Raw genomic sequence first — 18,383 nt, 5'->3', positions numbered from 1 at the left:
ATCGCAGTCCTCGCTGCCGTAAATGTCAAAATCAACGCTCTCGTGAGTGTAATCCTCCGGGCGGAAAAGCTCTCCGCCTCGCGGATAACGGACGGAAACAAGTCCGCCGTCAACGTAGATAGCCGATTTCAGCGAGGATTTCAGGCCGTCAAAATATGTCGGTGAGTAAATTGTCGCTCCGGGAATCGAATTGAGCATAGAAACGTCGAAAACTCCCTGGTGGGTCTCTCCGTCGCTTCCTACGATACCGGCGCGGTCAACCGCGAGCACAAGGTGATTGTTGCCGAGCGCCGCGTCGTGGATAAGCTGGTCGTAGGCTCGCTGCAAAAAGGTCGAATACACCGCGAACACCGGCCGCATGCCCTTAGAAGCGAGTCCGCAGCCAAAGGTGACCGCATGCTCCTCGGCTATTCCCACGTCAAAGAAGCGGTTCTTATACAGCTTTGAAAAGTCCGTAAGCCCGGTGCCGCCGGTCATAGCCGCGGTGATAGCGCAGATTTTTGAGTCGTCCTCTGCGAACTCACAGAGCGTCTTGCCGAACACAGCCGAAAAGCCCTTGTGGCTGGAAAGCGGCTCGCCGGAATCGATGTCGAATTTGCCGATGCCGTGGAACTCACCCGGACTCTTTTCCGCCGGCTGATAGCCCTTGCCCTTTTTGGTGACGACGTGAATAAGTACAGCCTTGTTCTCTTTCTTGGCGACGCTGAACGCGTTCTCGAGCTCTTCAACATTGTGACCGTCGATAGGACCGATGTAGGTAAAGCCGAAATCGTCGAACAGCGTGTTTTTGTACACCATATTCTTGATTCTCGATTTGCTGCGGCGCAGAACACCGCGCATCAGCCTGCCGACAAGCGGTATCTTCGAGAGAACCTTCTCTGTACCGCGCTTGACCCGGATATACCACGGCTGTATCCTCACTGTGGTCAGATAACGCGGAAAGGCTCCGACGTTCTTTGAGATAGACATCTTGTTGTCGTTGAGGATAACTATGAAATTTTTGTTGAAGCGTCCGGCGTTGTTGACCGCCTCGAACGCGAGACCGCCCGTGAATGAGCCGTCGCCGATAACGGCTATGGTGTGGCTGTTGTCGCCGCTGAGCAGCTTGGCGTTGGCAATTCCGAACGCCGCCGAGATAGAGGTGCTGCTGTGGCCTGTATTAAAATCGTCGTAAATGCTCTCCTCGGTTTTCGGGAAGCCCGAAATTCCGTCCTTGAGCCGTAATGTGTCAAATTTATCGTATCTGCCCGTGAGCAGCTTGTGGGTGTAGCTCTGGTGGCCGACGTCCCACACAATGCTGTCCTTCGGAAAGCGGAAGCTGCGGTGAAGCGCGACTGTCAGCTCAACCACGCCGAGATTCGGCGACAGATGACCCCCGTTGACAGATACGACCTCGACGAGTTTCTCCCTGATTTCCGCGCAAAGCTGAGGAATCTCATCCTCGGAAAGCCGCTTTACGTCCTTCGGGGAGTGTATCGCCGGAAGGATTTTATACTCTCCCATTTTATTCTTTCCCTTTAATTAGTCAGAGGAATCAGTTTGTCCTCTTTGCTAGACTGAGCGCAAAGTCTCTGAGCTCCGCGGTATCCGCGCCGAACGTCTCGAGCGCCTCAAGCGCCTGTTTTGTAAGCTCGTCCACCAGCTCGCGGCAGCGCTCGATTCCGAGCAGCGAAACATAGGTCGATTTGCTGTTCTCCATATCGCTGCCCACGGGCTTTCCAAGCTCCGCGTCGGTTGATGTGCGGTCGAGAATATCGTCCTGTATCTGGAACGCTATTCCGACGCATTCTCCGTAGAGCGACGCCGCCTCGAGCTGCTCGTCGTCCGCATTCGCCGCGATACATCCCAGCTCGCACGCCGCCTTGATAAGACATGCCGTCTTTTTGTAGTCCATTTCGCGCAGAACCTCGAGAGGAGCGTTTGTGTTCTCGCTCTTGAGGTCAATGACCTGTCCGCCGACCATTCCGTTCGCGCCCGCGTAGGAAGCAAGGGTCTTTGCGGCAAGTCTGCACGCCCTGTCGCCCGCGAGTACCGCCGCTCTGTCGCCCGATATCGTCTCAAAGGCGAGCGTCAGAAGCGCGTCGCCTGCCAGAAGCGCGATATCCTCTCCGTAAACCTTATGATTCGAGGGCTTTCCGCGGCGCAGGTCGTCGTCGTCCATGCACGGTAAATCATCATGAATCAGCGAGTAGGTGTGAACCATCTCCACGGCGCATGCAAACGGCGCAGCAGCGTCGTCGCTTCCGCCGCAAAGCCTTGAAAACTCAAACACAAGCTTAGGCCTCACACGCTTTCCGCCTGCCTCAAGGCTGTACTTCATTGCTTCGATCAACACTCTCTCGCGGCAGTTGAGAGACGGCAAAAAACCGTACAGCTCAGTCTCTGTAAGCTTTGCGTAATCGTTTTTCATTGCTCCTCACCCTTCTTCTCAATATATATCTTGTGGATATCCATGATTTTGCCCTTGTAGCTGTCGAGAGACTTCACACAGAAAGCGAGCAGCTCGCATGCCTCGGCATACAGCGCCATGCTCTCGTCGAGTGAGATCGATTTATCCTCGAGCTTACTGACGGTCTCCTCAAGCGCGCGGTTTGCCTCCTCAAAGGTCATATTCTTATCCATGCTTGTCCTCCCCGGCGCCCGCGTAATCCATCAGGCGCTGCATTCTGTGATTGGCTCCGCTGCGGCTTATCGGAGTCGATAAATTCGCGCCCAGATCGCGCAGCGACATCTCGGGGTTCTCGAGCCTGAGAACAGCGATCTCCCTGAGGTCGTCGGGCAGGCTCTCAAGTCCCCTTGTACGTTTGATTTTATTGATAGCTTCAAGCTGCTTTGTGGCTGCCGAAGCGACTTTTCTGATATTTGCAACCTCTCCGTTGACAGAGCGGTTGATGTTGTTGCGCACCTGCTTGACTGCCTTGGTGCCCATGATCTCCATCGCCTGCAGCGGCGCTCCCGTGTAGGTGAGCAAATCGCAGATCTGCTCGCTGCCCTTGAAATAGACGACGTAATTTCCGCCGCGAAGGACTGTTTTAGGCGTAAACCTGCACTCTGTGACCTCGCGGAGAATATTGCTCAGATCGGAGGCGAGGTTCTTGTGAGGAACACAAAACTCCGCGTGATAGCTTTTCATCGGGTCAGAAACAGAGCCGCAGCTGAGAAACGCTCCTCTGACAAACGCCGCCGACTGCTCGTCGCTCGATACATTCGCGCGGTTAACGCGGAGCGTGACCTCGCCCGCACCGTGACCGAAGGATTCAAAGACTCTTTTGCACTCTCCGCTGTCGATAAGCGAGATCCGGTAGAGCTTCATTTCGTCGGACTTTGGTCGGAGAGCCGTCTGCTTCTCGATGATCGGCATGAAGAGATTTTCAAGAAGCATGGTTATCCTTCGCGCGGCGTGGGAGCTTTCCGTCGTGAATACTATTTGGTTGTCGCGGAACACTTTGCCGAAAAGCAGCATTCCGTACAGCTCCGCGCGCAGAACGTCGCGTTCAAAGCTCTCGGCGCGGCAAAGCTCCTTTTTTACTTCTGACGAAAAAGACATTTCACACCTTATTTATCGATATCGCGGTGCTGGATAACGCAGCGGTAGCCCAGCTCGCGGAAGTGATTTTCAAATATTCTCGCAACGGTAACGCTGCGGTGCTTTCCCCCTGTGCAGCCGATTCCGACCACAAGCTCACTTTTGCCCTCTCTGAGATAGAGCGGCACGGCGTAGTCGAGCAGTCTGAGAGTATGCTTGACAAAGCCCGTTGTTTCCTCGCTTCCGGTGACGTAATCATACACCTCGCCGTTCAGCCCCGTAAGCGGCTTAAGCTCCGGAATATAGAAGGGATTCGGCAGACAGCGCACGTCAAAAACCGTATCCGCCTCAAGCGGAATTCCGTACTTGAAGCCGAATGACATGAACGTCAGCGTTATCCCCTGCGAGGTGTCCTCCATAAACATAGACATCACGCGCTCCCTGAGCTGCTTGTTTGACATGTTTGTGGAATCGACCATGAAGTCGGCGAGCTTTTTTACCGGAGCCAGAAGCAGCTCCTCGAGATCCACTGCCTCGGACACGGAACCCTCTCTGAGTCTGTCGGCAAGCGGGTGCTTTCTGCGCGTTTCCTTGTAACGGAGAATCAGCACATCGTTTCTCGCGTCAAGGAACAGAAGCTTGACTCCCTGATTATCGTCCTTGAAATTCTCGATTTCGGCAGCCATTTGCTTATAATTCTCATTGCCGCGCACATCGACGACGACCGCGACTCGCTTCATACCGGCGTCAGCAGAGGAGCGGCAAAGATTGTACAGGGTTTGCAGCAATGATGACGGGATATTGTCAACGCAATAGTAGCCTATGTCCTCCAGAACATGGAGAGCGGAGGTCTTTCCTGCGCCCGACATACCCGAAATAATTACAAATTCCATACGGTACCCTTTATAAAATAATTAACTCACATTCAAGCGTATATCCTGTTTTTTCGGCGACCTCGGTCTGAACCTCGCGGATCAGCGACTTAACGTCGTGCGCGGTCGCTCTGCCCTTGTTGATAATAAATCCCGCGTGCTTTTCGCTGACCTGAGCGTCGCCGTGGCACTTGCCCTTGAGTCCGCACTGTTCGATCAGCGCGCCTGCGAACGCGCCCTCGGGACGCTTGAAAACGCTGCCCGCGCTCGGATAGTCAAGCGGCTGCTTGTCGCTCCTTCTGCCGAGGAAATCGTCCATCTTCGCGCGTATCTCGCCGGGATCGCCCTTCTGCATTTTGAGCGTGACACCCGTGATGATACAGCCGTTTCCGCGGTAAACGCTCGTGCGGTAGCCGAGCTCAAGGTCATCGCGCTCGATCCTGCCGAGCGCGCCGTCCGGAGAGATGTGTGAAACGCTGTAAACCACGTCCTTCATCTCGCCGCCATAGGCACCCGCGTTCATGAATACCGCGCCGCCGACCGAACCGGGAATGCCCCAGCCGAATTCAAGTCCGGTGAGTCCGCATTTCAGGGCAAATTTGCACAGCGAGGCAAGACTCGCGCCCGCGCCGCAGTAGATCGTGTTGTCGTCAGCGAGCGATATCCTGCGGAAATCCCCGTCGAGTCTGATCACGACTCCGCGGAAGCCATCGTCGGAAGCGAGAACATTGCTGCCGTTGCCCAGAATGAGGTAATCAACGTCGGACTCGCGGCATTCCTTAAGGATCGCGCTGAGCTTGCTGAGCGTGCCGACCTTTATGTATACGTCGGCGTTTCCGCCGATTTTGAAGCTGGTGTGTCTGTTGAGCGGTTCGTTTCTGAGAGCCTCACAGCCGAGAAGCACCGCCAGGTCGTAAATAATATCAGATCTGTTCATATTTCTCCTTATTACAGCTTATTCCCAAGTATCTACTACGGTTTTTCCGGGCGCCGGCATTGCCGACAGATCCATGCCGAGATTAACGAGCAGATCCTGAGCTGCGTTATATCCCATCTTCTTCTGCCTGTTGTTCATGGCGGCGACCTCGATGATAACAGCTAAGTTTCTGCCGGGCTTTACGGGTATCGTCAGCGCCGGAACCTCTACGCCGAGAATGCGCATGACCTCATTGTCAAGTCCCATGCGGTCGTAGACCTTCGTGTTGTCCCACAGCTCAAGGCTGACGACCATGTCGATTTTTTCCTGCGTCTTGATTGCGCCCATGCCGAATAGCTGACGCGCGTTGATTATGCCTATGCCGCGCAGCTCTATGAAGTGGCGGATATTCTGCGGCGACTGACCGATGAGTGTATTTACATTCGTGCGCAGTATCTCTACCGCGTCGTCCGCGACAAGACGGTGACCGCGCTTGATAAGCTCGATCGCGGTTTCGCTCTTACCTACGCCGCTGTCTCCTATCAGCAGACAGCCTTCGCCGTAGACCTCGACGAGCACACCGTGGCGAGTGATTCTCGGGGCGAGCTCGCGGTTAAGAAACTGTACCAGACGAGCCGTCAGATCGGAGGTGTTTTCATCAGTGGCAAAAATCGAGACCTTGTGGAGCTTCGCGCTCTCGAGAATAACATTTGTCGGTTCAATGTGGCGGCAAATTATGACCGCAGGCGGGCCGAAGCTGAAAATGGATTCGATTACCATCTTCTGAGCCTCGGAGCCGAAGCGTCCGAGATAGGCAAACTCCGTATTGCCGAGCACCTGAATCCTCTTGTTGTCAAAGAACTCGAAATAGCCCGTCAGCTCCAAGCCGGGACGGTTGATTTCAACTGTGGAAATCATGGTTTGCTCATAGTTGTCCGCGATATAAACCTTGTCAAGTCCGAGTCTGTCAACTATCTCGGACAGGGGTACTGAAAATTCAGACATACTGCCGCCGCCTTTCGAAAAATGGGTATAAATAGTCACTATACAATTAAGTTATATTATACAACAAAACGCGGCTGAGATAAAGTCCTTTCATGAAATTTTTTACAATTATTTAGAGAATTTTTTCATTTTCTCACGGTCGATCTTAAATTCGCTGACTTTTAATTCTTTTTCAGAACTAATATACGGGACAGTGAAGCTTTCTTCTCCCTCTCTCGCAAAATTATTGAAAATCGAGAGGTAATTTATATTTACGGACGGATTATTTTTCTTTATCAGAATCAACTGCTCCTCTATCAAGGTCTGCGTCCTGTTTGTTTCCTTTATTCTGTCTATCGCTCCGTCGTCGCAGATCGTGACGTAGGCTATCGGCGAGAATGAGGCTTGGGTCGATATATAGTCCACGTCGTCCTGCATAACCTGTTCGTACACGTCCTCACTCAGCATGAGCAGCTCGAGCTTAGCAAGAGACAGGTTAGGGATAAACTTTTCCCCTGCAAGCGCACACGCTTGTTCAAACGAGTCCGCCGGAACGTCTATGCCCCACGGCTTCTGAGCGCTTGTCAGACGGTAAAAGGTGTACACCACCTGTCCGCCGCGGCGGTCGACGCTGACATTTTTTATTATTGAGGCGGTCTCTATCTGACGCGAATTGCTGCAGCCCGTAAAAATAACAGTCACGACAGTTAATAATATGCTAATTGCCCTTCGCATTTGACTTCCTCCCTACAAAAATATACGCCGCAGGCAGCATTACCGCCGCCGCGAAGGTCAGCAGTAGCAGCAATACCGGGTTGGATAATATTTCTTTTACAGAATTAATATACGTTGCCGTCACATAGAGCGCGAAAATTATTACCGTGAAAATAATCACGCACTTGCGGTTGCCCTCGGTGCACGCGCCGCGCGAGATACAGCAGAGAAACAGAGAAATTATCATGAACACCGACATTGTGGCGAGCGCGAGATAAAAGCTCTCGATTCCCGCGAACGGCCCGAAATGCGCTACTCGCGAGAGAACAAAGGCGGGATAGGTCTGTCTGCCTGCGTAGTCTCCGAGCGCAAACCTGACGAAGAAAATGACCGCCGCGTACTTTAATCCCGTAAAAATCAGCGTGAACACAGGCTGCCGGAAACGGAAATTCCGGGTCACGCCCGAACAGCAGGCGAAAATCACCGCGATAAAGGACGGAGTAACAAAGTAAAGCGTATTCTGTACAAACGAGTTGACGTCGCCTCTGAATTCAAAGCCGTAATGACCTAAATCAAGCTCCGAAAGACTGCCGCCGAACATCAGGATATTTGTCAGCAGAGCGAACAGAAACAGAAATATTCCGAACCGCGAGATCACGTTTACGCCCTTGCAGGCGGCATACGCGCAGCAGATGAGCATCAGAAGGGTTATAAGGCAGGGCGTGACTCCGGGAAAATACTTGGTGTGGAACATGTCGATATAAGGCAGGAGGAAATACAGCGCGCCATAAACAAAATACAGAGAATAAAATATCGCGACCGGGATACGCAGCTTCGGGGTGTATCTTCTCGCGAGAGTCGGCACGTCAGAATCCGTCCGTTTTTTCAGTATCAGAGAGGGCAAAAAGAACAGAAAGCAGATTGCAAGTCCCGACGCGATACAGATCGCGTTGAAGCTGAACGAGGCGTTCGGCGAAAGATTATTATTCTGTAAAAGAATTACCGAGCACGCGCACAGCAGCAGCGCGAGCAGAAAACGCTTGGACGAAAACTTAACCTCTGTCTGCATCGCGCACCTCCGTCTCGGGGAATTTCTGCACCCTTATCGTGTGTCTTGAAAGCCGCTTCCAGTCCGCGCGGATAAAGACGTCGCGCATTCGTCTGAGCGAAAACGGCGACAATGACGACAGGTAAGGCACACCTAGGGAGGTTTTGGCGCACATTCCGATCAGCACGACCGCCGTCGCGAGGGTAATGCCCCAAAGCCCCGTAAAACCTCCGACAACGATAAAAAACAGGCGCAGCATCATTATCGGCGGATACAGCGGCGAGGTGACGTAGCCGCATATCGCGGCAGTTGCGACGACCATCAGAGTTGACGCGCTGATTATTCCCGCGTTGACCGCACTGTCGCCTATAACCAGCGCGCCGACAATGCTGACCGCGTGTCCTAAAGATTTTGGTATTCTCAGACCAGCCTCCTTCATAATCTCGTATACCACGGTTATCGCAAGCACCTCGACCGTCACGGGAAAGGGTGTTTTTGCGAGGGATTCAGAGGTGTTTATCAGCAGCCACGTCGGAAAATACTCCGGATGGAACTGCGCAAGCGCGACGTACAGCCCCGGCAGGAATACCGAAACAAAAAACGAGAGGTACTTCATCAGACGGATAAAAGCGGCGTAGTAGGTGCGGTTGGAGTAGTCGTCGACGCTCTGGAATTCCTCGACAAAGAGGTGAGGAACGATCATCACGGCAGGCGTACCGTCGACAATCACAGCTATCCTGCCCTCGGTCAGCTTGCCGCAGACCGTGTCCGGACGTTCGGATATGCCCACTCCCGAAAACAGACTTCCCGAGCCCTTGTCCTCCAGATATTCAGACAGGTAGCCCGACGCGAGAACCGTTTCAAGTTTGCAGTCGTTCAGTCGGTTTTTCAGCTTGTTGAGCAAGTCGAGCGAAACCTGAGATTGAAGGTAACAGAGCATGAGCTGGGTTTTGCTGTCCGTACCGACAGTCATCTGCTCAAATTTGAGGTCGGGCGTTTTCATCCGACGCCTTATCATCGACATATTTACCCGCAGCGGCTCGGTAAAGCCCTCGCGTGAACCGCGCTGTACTACCTCGCTCTCAGGCTCGCTCACTCCGCGGAAGCTGTAGCCCTGAACCCCGACGGCGTAAAGCTCGTCCGCTCCGTCAACAAAAAGCACGGCAAAGCCCGAGGTGATGTAGGTCACGATTTCGTCAGCACAGCTGAGCTTGATTACATCGGAGGAAGCCATTACCGATGAAAAAACCGTATCTGACACGGCGGCAGAGTCCTTTGTGCCGTAATCAAAGCTCAGAAGCGGATTTAGTACGCTCTGGGAAAGCTGTTCCTTATCGACAAGACCTTCCATTGTAATCACGGCAGCCTGAATCCTCAAAACGGATTTAAGTGTAAACACCCGCACACTGAGGTCGGCGGAATTGTCGAACTGAGCCTGCAGGTCGAGTTTTATTTCGTTTATAGAATAATTCATGTAATCACCATTATTAACCTAAGCAAAAAAGCCGCGAATATACAGGGCAATTTGGCAGATAATAGGCTTGGTGATACAATGATTATTTCAATTTTACGAACGGTGATTCTTTACGTATTCATTATTCTAGCGATACGGCTTATGGGCAAGCGGCAGATAAGCGATATGCAGCCTAGTGAGCTTGTGGTGACTCTCGTGGTGTCGGATATTGCCTCGCTTCCGATGCAGAATACCTCGCAGCCGCTTCTGAGCGGAGTGATTCCCGTGCTGGTACTTGTGTCGCTCGAAATCGCGGCGAGCGCGCTGATGATGAAAAGCCGCCTGTTCAGAAAAATGATCTGCGGCAATCCCGTCGTGGTGATCGAGGACGGAAAACTCTTACAAAAGCAGCTCAAACGCCTGAGAATGACTGCGGAGGATCTGTTCGCGCAGCTCAGGCAGCAGAATATTTTCAGCATCGACGAGGTTCAGTATTGCATCGTAGAGACAAACGGCTCTATCAGCGTGCTTGAAAAGCCGCAGAACCGTGTTCCGACCGCACAGGATCTGGGAGTCGCGATTGAGGACAACAAGCTGGAAGCCGTGGTCGTTTGCGACGGCGAGGTGCTCGACGACAGGCTCGAGCTGTGCAGCGGCAGCCGTGAGCAGGTAGATAATATTCTAAAATCGAATAATAAGAAGCTCAGCGACGTATTTATCCTTACGCTTGACGGCAACGGAAAATACAACCTGATCGAGAAGGAGGTATCATGAAGCGGATAATAATCTCTGTTGTCCTGCTCCTGATCTGCGTCGTCGGCGCAATTGCCGAAACGTCGTACATCAGCGGAAGCGTTGACGGTTACACTCAAACGATTGATGATATCGACGGATATATGCTGCGCGATGATTTTGAAAACGCGCTCGCTCAGTGTACTGAGCTTAACGGCGACTGGGCGGACAGCGCTCACGGCATTGACGCGCTGCTGATCCACGATTACGTCGACGGAATAGGCTTCAGTCTGTCGCAGATGAAGTCGTATATCGAGAGCGGAAATCCGTCGATGTACTTCTCGGAGAGCGAAAAAGCAAAAAAGGCGCTCGCTTCCATAAAGGACAGCGAGTACCCGTTTGTTGAAAATATTTTATGAGGTATCATAATGAAAAAGGAGAGACTTGACAACAAGCCTCTCCTGAAATTTTAAGCTGTAAGCTGTTATTTCGCAGCCTTTTTCTTTGCCTTGCGGTTCTGCCACATAACCCACAGAGGACCGGCAATGCAGATTGATGAATAACAACCCGAAACTACGCCGATCATCATCGGAAGAGCAAAGCCCTTTACCGAGGAAATGTTGAAGATAGTCGCGAGGACATATACGGTCAGAATCGCTGTCAGAGTGGTGACAGAGGTCATGATAGTACGCTTGAGCGTCTTTGTGGTGGCAACGTTGAATACGGTGCCGACGTCTGCTCTTCTGCCGATGAGCTTCTTCTCCTCACGGACACGGTCGTAAATTACGATGGTATCGTTCAGTGAGTAACCGAGGATCATCAGTACAACCGCGATGAAGTTGGAGTCGATAGGCATCTGGAAGATAACGTAGAGGAAGTAGATCATCGCTACGTCGTGGAACAGCGCTACAAGAGCCATAACACCCGCGGAAAGACCGCCGATCTTCTTGAATCTGATGGTTACATAGAGAACCATGAGTACGCTCGCGAGAGCAACCGCCGCGAGACACTTGAGCAGGAAGCTGAAGCCCATGGAAGCGTCAACAGAGTTCGCCTCAAGTGTGATGAAGTTGTTGTCGGGATACTCGGTCTGGAGATCCTTCTCGAGGTTCTTCTGGATATCTGTTTCGATCGAATCGTTGCCCGAGAACTGAACGGAAACGTTCTTGCCTGTGTTGCCCATGAGATCCTCAGAGAACGAGGTCGTGATCTTATCGGTAGTCTTTTCCTGGATAAAATCGTGAAGGGCATTCTGGTCGATGGGGTGCTCCTCATCGGAGGTGTAGCTGAATGTGAGGGTCGCGCCGCCCGAGAACTGAATGTCAAGGGTGGTGCCGAAAATGAAGTTGCAGATGATACCAATCAGCATAATACCGAGAGAAACACAGAAGTAGATCTTCTTGCTGCCGACAAAGTCGATGATCTTTCTGCCGCGGTTGAACTTCTCGCTGATTTCCTGTTCTGTCATCTTAACGTCGGTCTTTGTCTGAACATCATTTTTCATTTTTCGCACCTCCAAACAACCAATTTTTGCGCAGAGGCTTGATACCTGCAATACTTCTGAGCATCAGTCTTGAGAAGAAGATACCCATGATGAAGTTGGAAATTACACCGACGAGCAGTGTATAACCGAACGCGTAGATAGTACCTGTGGTGGACTCGCCGAAGATGAAGGAAAGAATGTTTGACGGTCCGAATACCAGCATAAGAATGATAGATACGATTACAACGGTCATGTTACCGTCGATAATAGCGGAGAGTGAGCTCTTGGAGCCCTTGTCGAGAGCGCCGTCAAGCGTTCTGCCGCCGCGAAGCTCTTCCTTGATACGCTCCGCGGTAATGACGTTACAGTCAACGCCCATACCGATTGAGAGGATCATACCCGCGATACCGGGCAGAGTCATTGTGAAGGACGGGAACGCCGGGAAATAACCCGAAACCGCCGCGACTGTGAGACCCATCTGACCGATAAGCGCGATGATCGCGATGAAACCGGGCAGACGGTAGAAGATGATCATGATCAGAGCAATGAGGATAAAGGCGACTACTGCCGCGTAAGCCATTGCCGTGAGGGCGTTTTCACCGAGGGTAGCCGAAATGTTGCCGTAGTTGGCTGTTTCAAGCTGGAAGGGAAGCGCGCCTGCGTTGATCTTCTGCGCAAGCTCTGTAGCTTCCTTTGCGGTGAAGCTGCCTGAGATCTGCGCCTTGCCGTCGGTGATGGTCGCCTGAACGGTAGGAGCGGAAAGCATAATGTCGTCCATCCAGATGGAGACAGTCTGATTTAAGTAGGTGGTGGTGATTTCCTCGAAGGTCTTAGCGCCTTCCTCGTTGAGGGTAAGGCTTACAACATACTGCGCCTTGCCGCTGTCGTCCTGATAGTACTGCGCCTCAGCATTTTCAACCGCCGAGCCGTCCATGAGGACTGTCGCGGTATCTCCCGTAGGAGTCTTGTAGATGTACTCGCCGTCGGAGCCTACGTCGGTTGACTCGTAGGATTTGCCCGGACGGAAGGTAAGATTTGCGGTCGAGGAGATCTCCTCAATCGCGTTTACCGCGTTGAATTCTGTTTCGTCTGACTTCCACGGAAAACGGACGATGATTCTGTCGCTGTTTCTGTCAGCGTACAGCTCGTAGTCTGTGATGCCCTGTGAAATCATACGAAGCTCAATGATGGATTTTGCCGATTCCAGCTGTTCATCGGTAGCGTCGTAGTTGTTGGCAGGCTTAAATGTCGCCTCAACGCCGCCCCTGATGTCGATTCCCCATCGAATGTCGCCGATGCCCTTGAGTACTGTGTTTTTGTTGTCGCCCGTGTAATAGGATACTCCGAAAATCGCAGTAAACGAAAAGGCAAGTATCAGCAAAGCAACAATGAAGAACACCGGCTTTGGAACTCTTTTCATGCCTTTTGAACCTCCGTAATATAATTGTCTGTAAGAAAAAAACAACCCTGTTACGGGCGCAGACTTACAGACGTAACAGAGCTATTATATGATTTTTTTGGCAAATTGTCAATGGAAATGCAAATATTTGATAGAAAAACTTTATCTTTAGCAGTATTGCATAAAATCAAACCGTAAAAATTGTAACATAAATTTTTTACAGCTTTACAGTCCGTCTGTTTGTACAAAACGCGCTGAAAAGGCAGAAAAATATATCGGTTCCAAAAAAGAAAACCCGGCAGAATCGCTCCTGTCGGGTCATTAATAACGTCTTATCAGATTTTTCCGAGCAGTTTCTCGCATGCCGCAAGCTTCGCGCAGGTACAGAAAATATCCATTGCCTGCTCCAGCTCGTCATTCGGCGGGAAGGTAGGCGCTATGCGGATATTGCTGTCGTGCGGGTCGTTGCCGAGCGGATATGTCGCACCCGCTCCGGTGAGAACTACGCCGGCGTCGCGGCAGAGGTGAACAACGCGCTTTGCAGTGCCCTCCATTACGTCTACGCTGACAAAGTAGCCGCCGTTGGGGTTGGTCCACTTCGCGGTTCCGGTGGGCTTGAGCTCGTTTTCGAGCATGTTGAGCACGATGTCAAACTTGGGCTTGAGGATAGCCTTGTGCTTTTCCATGTGCTTCATAACGCCGTCAAAATCGCCGAAGAACTTGACGTGGCGCCACATATTGAGCTTGTCATAGCTTATGATCTCGTAGTTATAGCGCTCGGCGAAAACCTTCATGTTGTTCGAGGAAGCCGCCATTGCAGCTACGCCTGCGCCCGGGAAGGTAATTTTCGATGTTGAGCAGAAAATAATGGGAAGGTCAACATTTCCGGTCTTTTTGCACTCGTCAACGATGTTGAGAAGCGCGTCGGGAGTGTCGGTGATGTCGTGAATGCAGTAAGCGTTATCCCACATAATGCGGAAATCCTTCGCCGCGGGCTTTAATGCGGCAAAGCGTCTTACTGTCTCGTCGCTGTAGGTTATTCCGTTGGGGTTTGAGTATTTCGGCACACACCAGATACCCTTGATGCTGTCGTCGTTTTCAACAAGGCGCTCAACGATGTCCATGTCGGGACCTTCATCGTTCATCGGAACGGGAATCATCTCAAAGCCGTAGTACTGGGTAATGCCGAAGTGTCTGTCATAGCCCGGCACCGGACAGAGAAACTTTCTGTCGGGAACCTCGTACCATGGCTTGCAGCCCTCGACGACAGGCTTTGTCATCATGCAGGAAATCGTGTCGAACATCATGTTCAGGCTTGAGTTGCCGCCTACCATGATGCTGTTTGAGGGTACGCCGAGTATCTCGCCGAAAAGCTTGCGGCACTCGTCGATACCGTGAAAAATTCCGTAGTTGCGGACGTCCATGCCGTCCTCGCCGATGAAATCAGACTTGCTGTTCATAACGTCGAGCATTTTCAGCGAAAGGTCAAGCTGCTCCTTGCCGGGCTTTCCTCTCGCCATATTCAGCGACAGACCCTTGCCTTTTTCGTCCTTATAGCGCTTCTTGAGAGCGGCATATTCCTTTTCCAGCTCCTCCGAGCTGCACTTAAAGTATTCCATTTCCCATATCTCCTTACGCGGTTTATTCTTTCAATATCATATTATATTCTAATACAACAGAAATGAAAATGCAAGTCTTTTTTGCAAATCCTGCAAATTCGTCAGTTTTTTTATAAAAAACAGACTCACCACGCGAATGCTTAGTGAGTCTGTTGAAATATTATTTACATTATTATTCAGTTTTTTGATTTTGCAGCCGGATCAATAATACTGATAGTAGTAATAGCCTCTGCCGCCGCGCTTCTTTATCTGTGTGCAGCCGACCTTGATGAAGCCGAGGATCTTTGTATCCGCAAGCTTTACGCTCTCCAGCATCTTCTGGATATCGCCGTGAGTTGTTGAACGCTCCCTGAGTACGAGAACATATCCCGCGACTCTGTCCTTGAGCAGCAGGGCGTCGGCTACGACGCCGATAGGCGGAGTATCGAAGATGATGTAGTCATATTCATCGATAAGGCTGTTGATAAGCTTCTCAAACGCCGGTGAGCAAACCAGCTCGGACGGGTTGGGCGGTATCGTGCCCGACGGAAGAATATCGAGGTTCGGAAGAACGTCGCGCTTTACGGCGTCATCAAATTCAGCCATTTTACCGATAATATTCGAAAGACCGATCTTGTTTTCAACCTTGAAAATATTATGAAGGTTAGGACGGCGCAGGTCGCAGTCAACGAGCAATACCTTGCGCTCCATCTTGGAGAAGGAGATCGCGAGATTTGCCGAAACGGTACTTTTTCCCTCGCCCTTCGCGTAGCTTGTTACGGCAAAAACCTTCTGATCCTCTGCAGAAAGCGAGAACATTATGTTGGAACGCGCGCTCTTGTAGGACTCAACTATTGCGAATTTGCTCTTTTCAGAGATTGCGTCGGCGGAATTGTATTTCTTTTCGGTCTTTTGCGCGTCGGGTTTTCTCAGTTTGATCTTAAATGCCATTCTTACTTACCTCCCGTGTTAAAATCGGGAATCTCAGCGAATACGGGAATCTTGTAGATTTCAGAGAGATCCTCATCGGATTTGATAGTTGTGTCGATAAGCTCTAGCAGAATTGAAATCAGGCAGGCAGCCACAAGTCCTACCGCGAAGCCGATAAGCGTGTTTTTCATCTTGTCCGGAGAAATCGGAGCGGAAGGAGCCTTAGCGGTACGGATAATACCGAGCTGACCGTACATGAAGTTATCGTGGAAAACCTCGTTGCACATATCCGCTATCTGGTTGGCGACGTTCGCGCACTTCTCGGGATCGCTGCCCGATACATTGACATTGATATAAAAGGTGCCGTCAACGGTTGAGAACCCGACGTTGCAGCCGCTGTAAAGAGCTGTGATCTTATCGGAGTTCTGGAACAGAGTGACGCAGATTTTCGCCAGAGTTGACGAACCGCTGATATCGGAGTTAAAAATCTTCTGCGCGACCTCGTTGTTGCTCTCGTTTGAGCTGGAATTGGAGTTTTTTGACGCGTCTGCGTCTGATTTGTTGGCAGAGCTGTCGGATGATGTATCTTTTTTGTTATAGTTCTGCACAAATATCATTGTTGAGGAGGTGTACTGCGGGGTAATAAAGAAATTCGTATAAAGGAATGTCAGCAAACCCGCCGCAAGCGCAACGATCACGATAAATCTGATTCTGTGCAGGAGTACGCCTAATATTCTCTGTATTGTTATATTCTTGGGCATTTAATATCTCCTTCCGTGAAAAAATCTGTCGCATAGTTTCACACCTTAGAATTATATATCATATTATCCGAGTTATATTTCCGTAATAGAATTATACAAATCAAAACACAGAAAAATAAAGGAAGCCGAAGCTCCCTTTATCAAAAATTATTATCCGACAACATTGAGCAGCACGCCCGCGGCTACCGCGGAGCCGATAACGCCTGCAACATTCGGGCCCATAGCGTGCATCAGAAGGAAGTTTCCGGGATTCTCCTGCTGACCAACCTTCTGTGAAACACGGGCTGCCATGGGAACAGCCGAAACGCCTGCGGAGCCGATAAGAGGATTGATCTTTCCGCCTGTCAGCTTGTACATGATCTTTCCGAACAGAACGCCGAACGCCGTGCCCATGCAGAACGCAATGAGACCGAGGGCGATGATCTTGAGTGTGTCAAGCTTGAGGAAGTTCGCGCCCGAGGCAGTAGCGCCGACCGTCGTGCCGAGGAAGATAGTGATAATGTTCATCAGCTCGTTCTGAGCAGCCTTGGCGATTCTCTCGACAACGCCCGATTCCTTGAACAGATTTCCGAGCATGAGCATACCGACAAGAGGAGCCGCGTCGGGCAGGAAAATCGCGATCAGGATAACAACAATGATCGGGAAAAGGATTTTTTCGAGCTTTGATACGGGACGGAGCTGCTCCATTACAACTCCTCTCTCCTTCTTTGTGGTGAGGAGCTTCATGATAGGCGGCTGGATAATGGGCACAAGCGCCATGTAGGAATACGCCGCGATAGCGATCGAGCCGAGCAGATGCGGAGCGAGCTTTGTGGTGACGTAGATAGCAGTCGGTCCGTCAGCGCCGCCGATAATGCCGATAGCGCCTGCCTCAGACTCTGTGAAGCCGAGGAAAATCGCGCCCGTGAAGGTGATGAAGATACCGATCTGAGCCGCGGCGCCGAGAATCAGGCTCTTGGGATTTGCGATAAGAGGTCCGAAATCGGTCATACATCCGATGCCGAGGAAGATGAGCGGAGGATAGATTCCGAGCTTTACGCCCTGATAGAGATAGTAGAGCAGTCCGCCATAGGTGGGATCCTCATAGTAGATCTTTCCGCCTATCTCCTGAACGACGTGCCCTGTGGCTGCGGGGTCGTTGGCGCTCTGTATTTCAACCAGATTGATATGAGGAGCCGCCATGATCCCGGGATAGAGATTGACGAGCAGCATTCCGAATGCTATGGGAAGCAGCAGAAGCGGCTCATACTGCTTTTTTATCGCGAGATACAACAGAAAACACGAAATGCCTATCATTACGTAATTCTGCCAGCCCAGGCTGACCAAGCCCGAGCTTTCATAAATGCCCTTGATCGCGTCAAGAAAACCTGTTAATATTTCCATAAACTAAACCGAACCTTTCCAAGCCTTAAAACGGGCGGGTATTGTCAAGCACGCCCGCGTTTGCCCACGCGGAACGTCCGCCTGCCTTTTTGATGCTTTTTATTTTTGCCCTGCCCGTGCCGCCGTACATCGTCGCGACAGCTGCGGCGATAACCGCTACGACCTCTTCGGGAATACCGTCCGCGGCAGGAGGAGCCTGTTTTGGCTCAGCGGGCCTGGAAATCTCAGCCGTGACCTTTTTCTTTTCGGGAGGCGTCTGTTCCTTCTTTTTCTTTTTTGTTCCGCCGGAGCCCTGAGCCTTTCCGACGATAAAGCTGTACAGCTTGATTACGCCGATAAGCAGAAGCAGCACCGAAAAAACTACCACAAAGCCTGTAAGAATAACCTTTGCGGAAGCGATACCCTTTTCGGCGAGCGACAGCTCTGCCGCGGCAAGCTGCGTTAACCCAATACCGTTAAGTACCATAAAACAACCTCCAAAAAGTAAATTTGCATACATTGATATTATACTTTAATTCAGCATTTTTTTCAATAACAAATCAGCGCCGTTGCGTTTTTCGTCGATTTATATAAAAAATAATAAC

General features: G+C 51.2%; 19 protein-coding genes. 2 read left to right on the top strand and 17 right to left on the bottom strand.

Annotation, left to right across the window (positions count from 1 at the left end; genetic code table 11):
- From dxs to KQI64_RS05060, 10 genes are all read right to left on the bottom strand, one after another.
- On the bottom strand, nucleotides 1-1,503 hold a 1,503-nt coding region (dxs, locus tag KQI64_RS05105; RefSeq protein WP_216523654.1), incomplete at its 3' end, for a 1-deoxy-D-xylulose-5-phosphate synthase.
- 31 nt (nucleotides 1,504-1,534) lie between these two features.
- Complete coding sequence (locus KQI64_RS05100; RefSeq protein ID WP_216523653.1) at nucleotides 1,535-2,410, bottom strand: polyprenyl synthetase family protein; 876 nt, start codon at nucleotides 2,408-2,410, stop codon at nucleotides 1,535-1,537.
- The gene (gene xseB / locus KQI64_RS05095) at nucleotides 2,407-2,622 is read right to left on the bottom strand and encodes an exodeoxyribonuclease VII small subunit (protein WP_253289192.1); all 216 of its coding nucleotides are present in this window, start codon (nucleotides 2,620-2,622) and stop codon (nucleotides 2,407-2,409) included. The genes KQI64_RS05100 and xseB overlap by 4 nt, the downstream gene beginning before the upstream one ends.
- A complete protein-coding gene (gene whiA / locus KQI64_RS05090) occupies nucleotides 2,615-3,547 on the bottom strand; it encodes a DNA-binding protein WhiA (RefSeq protein ID WP_216523652.1) in 933 nt (310 codons plus the stop codon). Before whiA ends, xseB begins: the two co-directional genes overlap by 8 nt.
- A gap of 8 nt (nucleotides 3,548-3,555) precedes the next feature.
- Nucleotides 3,556-4,419 (bottom strand): RNase adapter RapZ, encoded by an 864-nt coding sequence (gene rapZ, locus KQI64_RS05085; protein ID WP_216523651.1) that lies wholly within the window; start codon nucleotides 4,417-4,419, stop codon nucleotides 3,556-3,558.
- A 10-nt stretch (nucleotides 4,420-4,429) separates the two neighbouring features.
- Nucleotides 4,430-5,335, bottom strand: a complete 906-nt coding sequence (gene murB, locus KQI64_RS05080; RefSeq protein WP_216523650.1) for a UDP-N-acetylmuramate dehydrogenase — start codon at nucleotides 5,333-5,335, stop codon at nucleotides 4,430-4,432.
- 18 nt (nucleotides 5,336-5,353) lie between these two features.
- On the bottom strand, nucleotides 5,354-6,319 hold the full coding sequence (hprK, locus tag KQI64_RS05075) for an HPr(Ser) kinase/phosphatase (RefSeq protein WP_216523649.1): 966 nt from the start codon (nucleotides 6,317-6,319) through the stop codon (nucleotides 5,354-5,356).
- 108 nt (nucleotides 6,320-6,427) lie between these two features.
- On the bottom strand, nucleotides 6,428-7,033 hold the full coding sequence (locus KQI64_RS05070; protein WP_216523648.1) for a Ger(x)C family spore germination protein: 606 nt from the start codon (nucleotides 7,031-7,033) through the stop codon (nucleotides 6,428-6,430).
- Entirely contained in the window at nucleotides 7,017-8,081 is a 1,065-nt protein-coding gene (locus KQI64_RS05065; RefSeq protein WP_216523647.1) for a GerAB/ArcD/ProY family transporter, read from the bottom strand. Before KQI64_RS05065 ends, KQI64_RS05070 begins: the two co-directional genes overlap by 17 nt.
- Nucleotides 8,065-9,534, bottom strand: a complete 1,470-nt coding sequence (locus KQI64_RS05060; RefSeq protein WP_216523646.1) for a spore germination protein — start codon at nucleotides 9,532-9,534, stop codon at nucleotides 8,065-8,067. The genes KQI64_RS05065 and KQI64_RS05060 overlap by 17 nt, the downstream gene beginning before the upstream one ends.
- A 78-nt stretch (nucleotides 9,535-9,612) precedes the next feature.
- On the opposite strand from KQI64_RS05060, the gene KQI64_RS05055 reads away from it, so the two are divergent.
- Together KQI64_RS05055 and KQI64_RS05050 are read left to right on the top strand one after the other, a co-directional pair.
- Complete coding sequence (locus KQI64_RS05055) at nucleotides 9,613-10,287, top strand: DUF421 domain-containing protein (protein WP_216523645.1); 675 nt, start codon at nucleotides 9,613-9,615, stop codon at nucleotides 10,285-10,287.
- Complete coding sequence (locus KQI64_RS05050) at nucleotides 10,284-10,664, top strand: DUF4363 family protein (protein ID WP_216523644.1); 381 nt, start codon at nucleotides 10,284-10,286, stop codon at nucleotides 10,662-10,664. The genes KQI64_RS05055 and KQI64_RS05050 overlap by 4 nt, the downstream gene beginning before the upstream one ends.
- A gap of 65 nt (nucleotides 10,665-10,729) precedes the next feature.
- Here the strand turns inward: KQI64_RS05050 and secF are convergent, their stop codons facing one another.
- The 7 genes from secF to KQI64_RS05015 form a co-directional block, all read right to left on the bottom strand.
- Nucleotides 10,730-11,749, bottom strand: coding sequence for a protein translocase subunit SecF (secF, locus tag KQI64_RS05045; RefSeq protein WP_216523643.1), 1,020 nt, complete (start codon nucleotides 11,747-11,749; stop codon nucleotides 10,730-10,732).
- Nucleotides 11,739-13,148 carry a protein translocase subunit SecD gene (gene secD, locus KQI64_RS05040; RefSeq protein ID WP_216523642.1) on the bottom strand — a complete coding sequence of 470 codons (1,410 nt, stop codon included), beginning with the start codon at nucleotides 13,146-13,148 and terminating at the stop codon, nucleotides 11,739-11,741. The genes secF and secD overlap by 11 nt, the downstream gene beginning before the upstream one ends.
- A 314-nt stretch (nucleotides 13,149-13,462) precedes the next feature.
- Nucleotides 13,463-14,746, bottom strand: a complete 1,284-nt coding sequence (locus KQI64_RS05035) for an aminotransferase class I/II-fold pyridoxal phosphate-dependent enzyme (protein WP_216523641.1) — start codon at nucleotides 14,744-14,746, stop codon at nucleotides 13,463-13,465.
- 201 nt (nucleotides 14,747-14,947) lie between these two features.
- Entirely contained in the window at nucleotides 14,948-15,676 is a 729-nt protein-coding gene (locus KQI64_RS05030; protein ID WP_216523640.1) for a CpsD/CapB family tyrosine-protein kinase, read from the bottom strand.
- A gap of 2 nt (nucleotides 15,677-15,678) precedes the next feature.
- Nucleotides 15,679-16,416 carry a YveK family protein gene (locus tag KQI64_RS05025; protein WP_216523639.1) on the bottom strand — a complete coding sequence of 246 codons (738 nt, stop codon included), beginning with the start codon at nucleotides 16,414-16,416 and terminating at the stop codon, nucleotides 15,679-15,681.
- Nucleotides 16,417-16,566: 150 nt separating this feature from the next.
- Nucleotides 16,567-17,799 carry a sodium ion-translocating decarboxylase subunit beta gene (locus KQI64_RS05020; protein WP_216523638.1) on the bottom strand — a complete coding sequence of 411 codons (1,233 nt, stop codon included), beginning with the start codon at nucleotides 17,797-17,799 and terminating at the stop codon, nucleotides 16,567-16,569.
- A gap of 25 nt (nucleotides 17,800-17,824) precedes the next feature.
- Nucleotides 17,825-18,265: an OadG family transporter subunit gene (locus KQI64_RS05015; RefSeq protein WP_216523637.1), complete on the bottom strand. Its 441-nt coding sequence runs from the start codon at nucleotides 18,263-18,265 to the stop codon at nucleotides 17,825-17,827.
- Between the last annotated feature and the right edge of the window lie 118 nt (nucleotides 18,266-18,383).

This window comes from Lachnoclostridium sp. MSJ-17 (assembly GCF_018918205.1).
Lineage (GTDB): Bacteria > Bacillota > Clostridia > Oscillospirales > Acutalibacteraceae > Ruminococcoides.
Note: the sequence above shows the minus strand (reverse complement) of the source record. Positions and strands in the feature narration are given on the sequence as shown.

Coding starts and splice junctions, on each gene's coding strand:
- KQI64_RS05100 (WP_216523653.1), bottom strand. CDS start 2,410: ATGAAAAACGATTACGCAAAGCTTACAGAGACTGAGCTGTACGGTTTT.
- xseB (WP_253289192.1), bottom strand. CDS start 2,622: ATGGATAAGAATATGACCTTTGAGGAGGCAAACCGCGCGCTTGAGGAG.
- whiA (WP_216523652.1), bottom strand. CDS start 3,547: ATGTCTTTTTCGTCAGAAGTAAAAAAGGAGCTTTGCCGCGCCGAGAGC.
- rapZ (WP_216523651.1), bottom strand. CDS start 4,419: ATGGAATTTGTAATTATTTCGGGTATGTCGGGCGCAGGAAAGACCTCC.
- murB (WP_216523650.1), bottom strand. CDS start 5,335: ATGAACAGATCTGATATTATTTACGACCTGGCGGTGCTTCTCGGCTGT.
- hprK (WP_216523649.1), bottom strand. CDS start 6,319: ATGTCTGAATTTTCAGTACCCCTGTCCGAGATAGTTGACAGACTCGGA.
- KQI64_RS05070 (WP_216523648.1), bottom strand. CDS start 7,033: ATGCGAAGGGCAATTAGCATATTATTAACTGTCGTGACTGTTATTTTT.
- KQI64_RS05065 (WP_216523647.1), bottom strand. CDS start 8,081: ATGCAGACAGAGGTTAAGTTTTCGTCCAAGCGTTTTCTGCTCGCGCTG.
- KQI64_RS05060 (WP_216523646.1), bottom strand. CDS start 9,534: ATGAATTATTCTATAAACGAAATAAAACTCGACCTGCAGGCTCAGTTC.
- KQI64_RS05055 (WP_216523645.1), top strand. CDS start 9,613: ATGATTATTTCAATTTTACGAACGGTGATTCTTTACGTATTCATTATT.
- KQI64_RS05050 (WP_216523644.1), top strand. CDS start 10,284: ATGAAGCGGATAATAATCTCTGTTGTCCTGCTCCTGATCTGCGTCGTC.
- secF (WP_216523643.1), bottom strand. CDS start 11,749: ATGAAAAATGATGTTCAGACAAAGACCGACGTTAAGATGACAGAACAG.
- secD (WP_216523642.1), bottom strand. CDS start 13,148: ATGAAAAGAGTTCCAAAGCCGGTGTTCTTCATTGTTGCTTTGCTGATA.
- KQI64_RS05035 (WP_216523641.1), bottom strand. CDS start 14,746: ATGGAATACTTTAAGTGCAGCTCGGAGGAGCTGGAAAAGGAATATGCC.
- KQI64_RS05030 (WP_216523640.1), bottom strand. CDS start 15,676: ATGGCATTTAAGATCAAACTGAGAAAACCCGACGCGCAAAAGACCGAA.
- KQI64_RS05025 (WP_216523639.1), bottom strand. CDS start 16,416: ATGCCCAAGAATATAACAATACAGAGAATATTAGGCGTACTCCTGCAC.
- KQI64_RS05020 (WP_216523638.1), bottom strand. CDS start 17,799: ATGGAAATATTAACAGGTTTTCTTGACGCGATCAAGGGCATTTATGAA.
- KQI64_RS05015 (WP_216523637.1), bottom strand. CDS start 18,265: ATGGTACTTAACGGTATTGGGTTAACGCAGCTTGCCGCGGCAGAGCTG.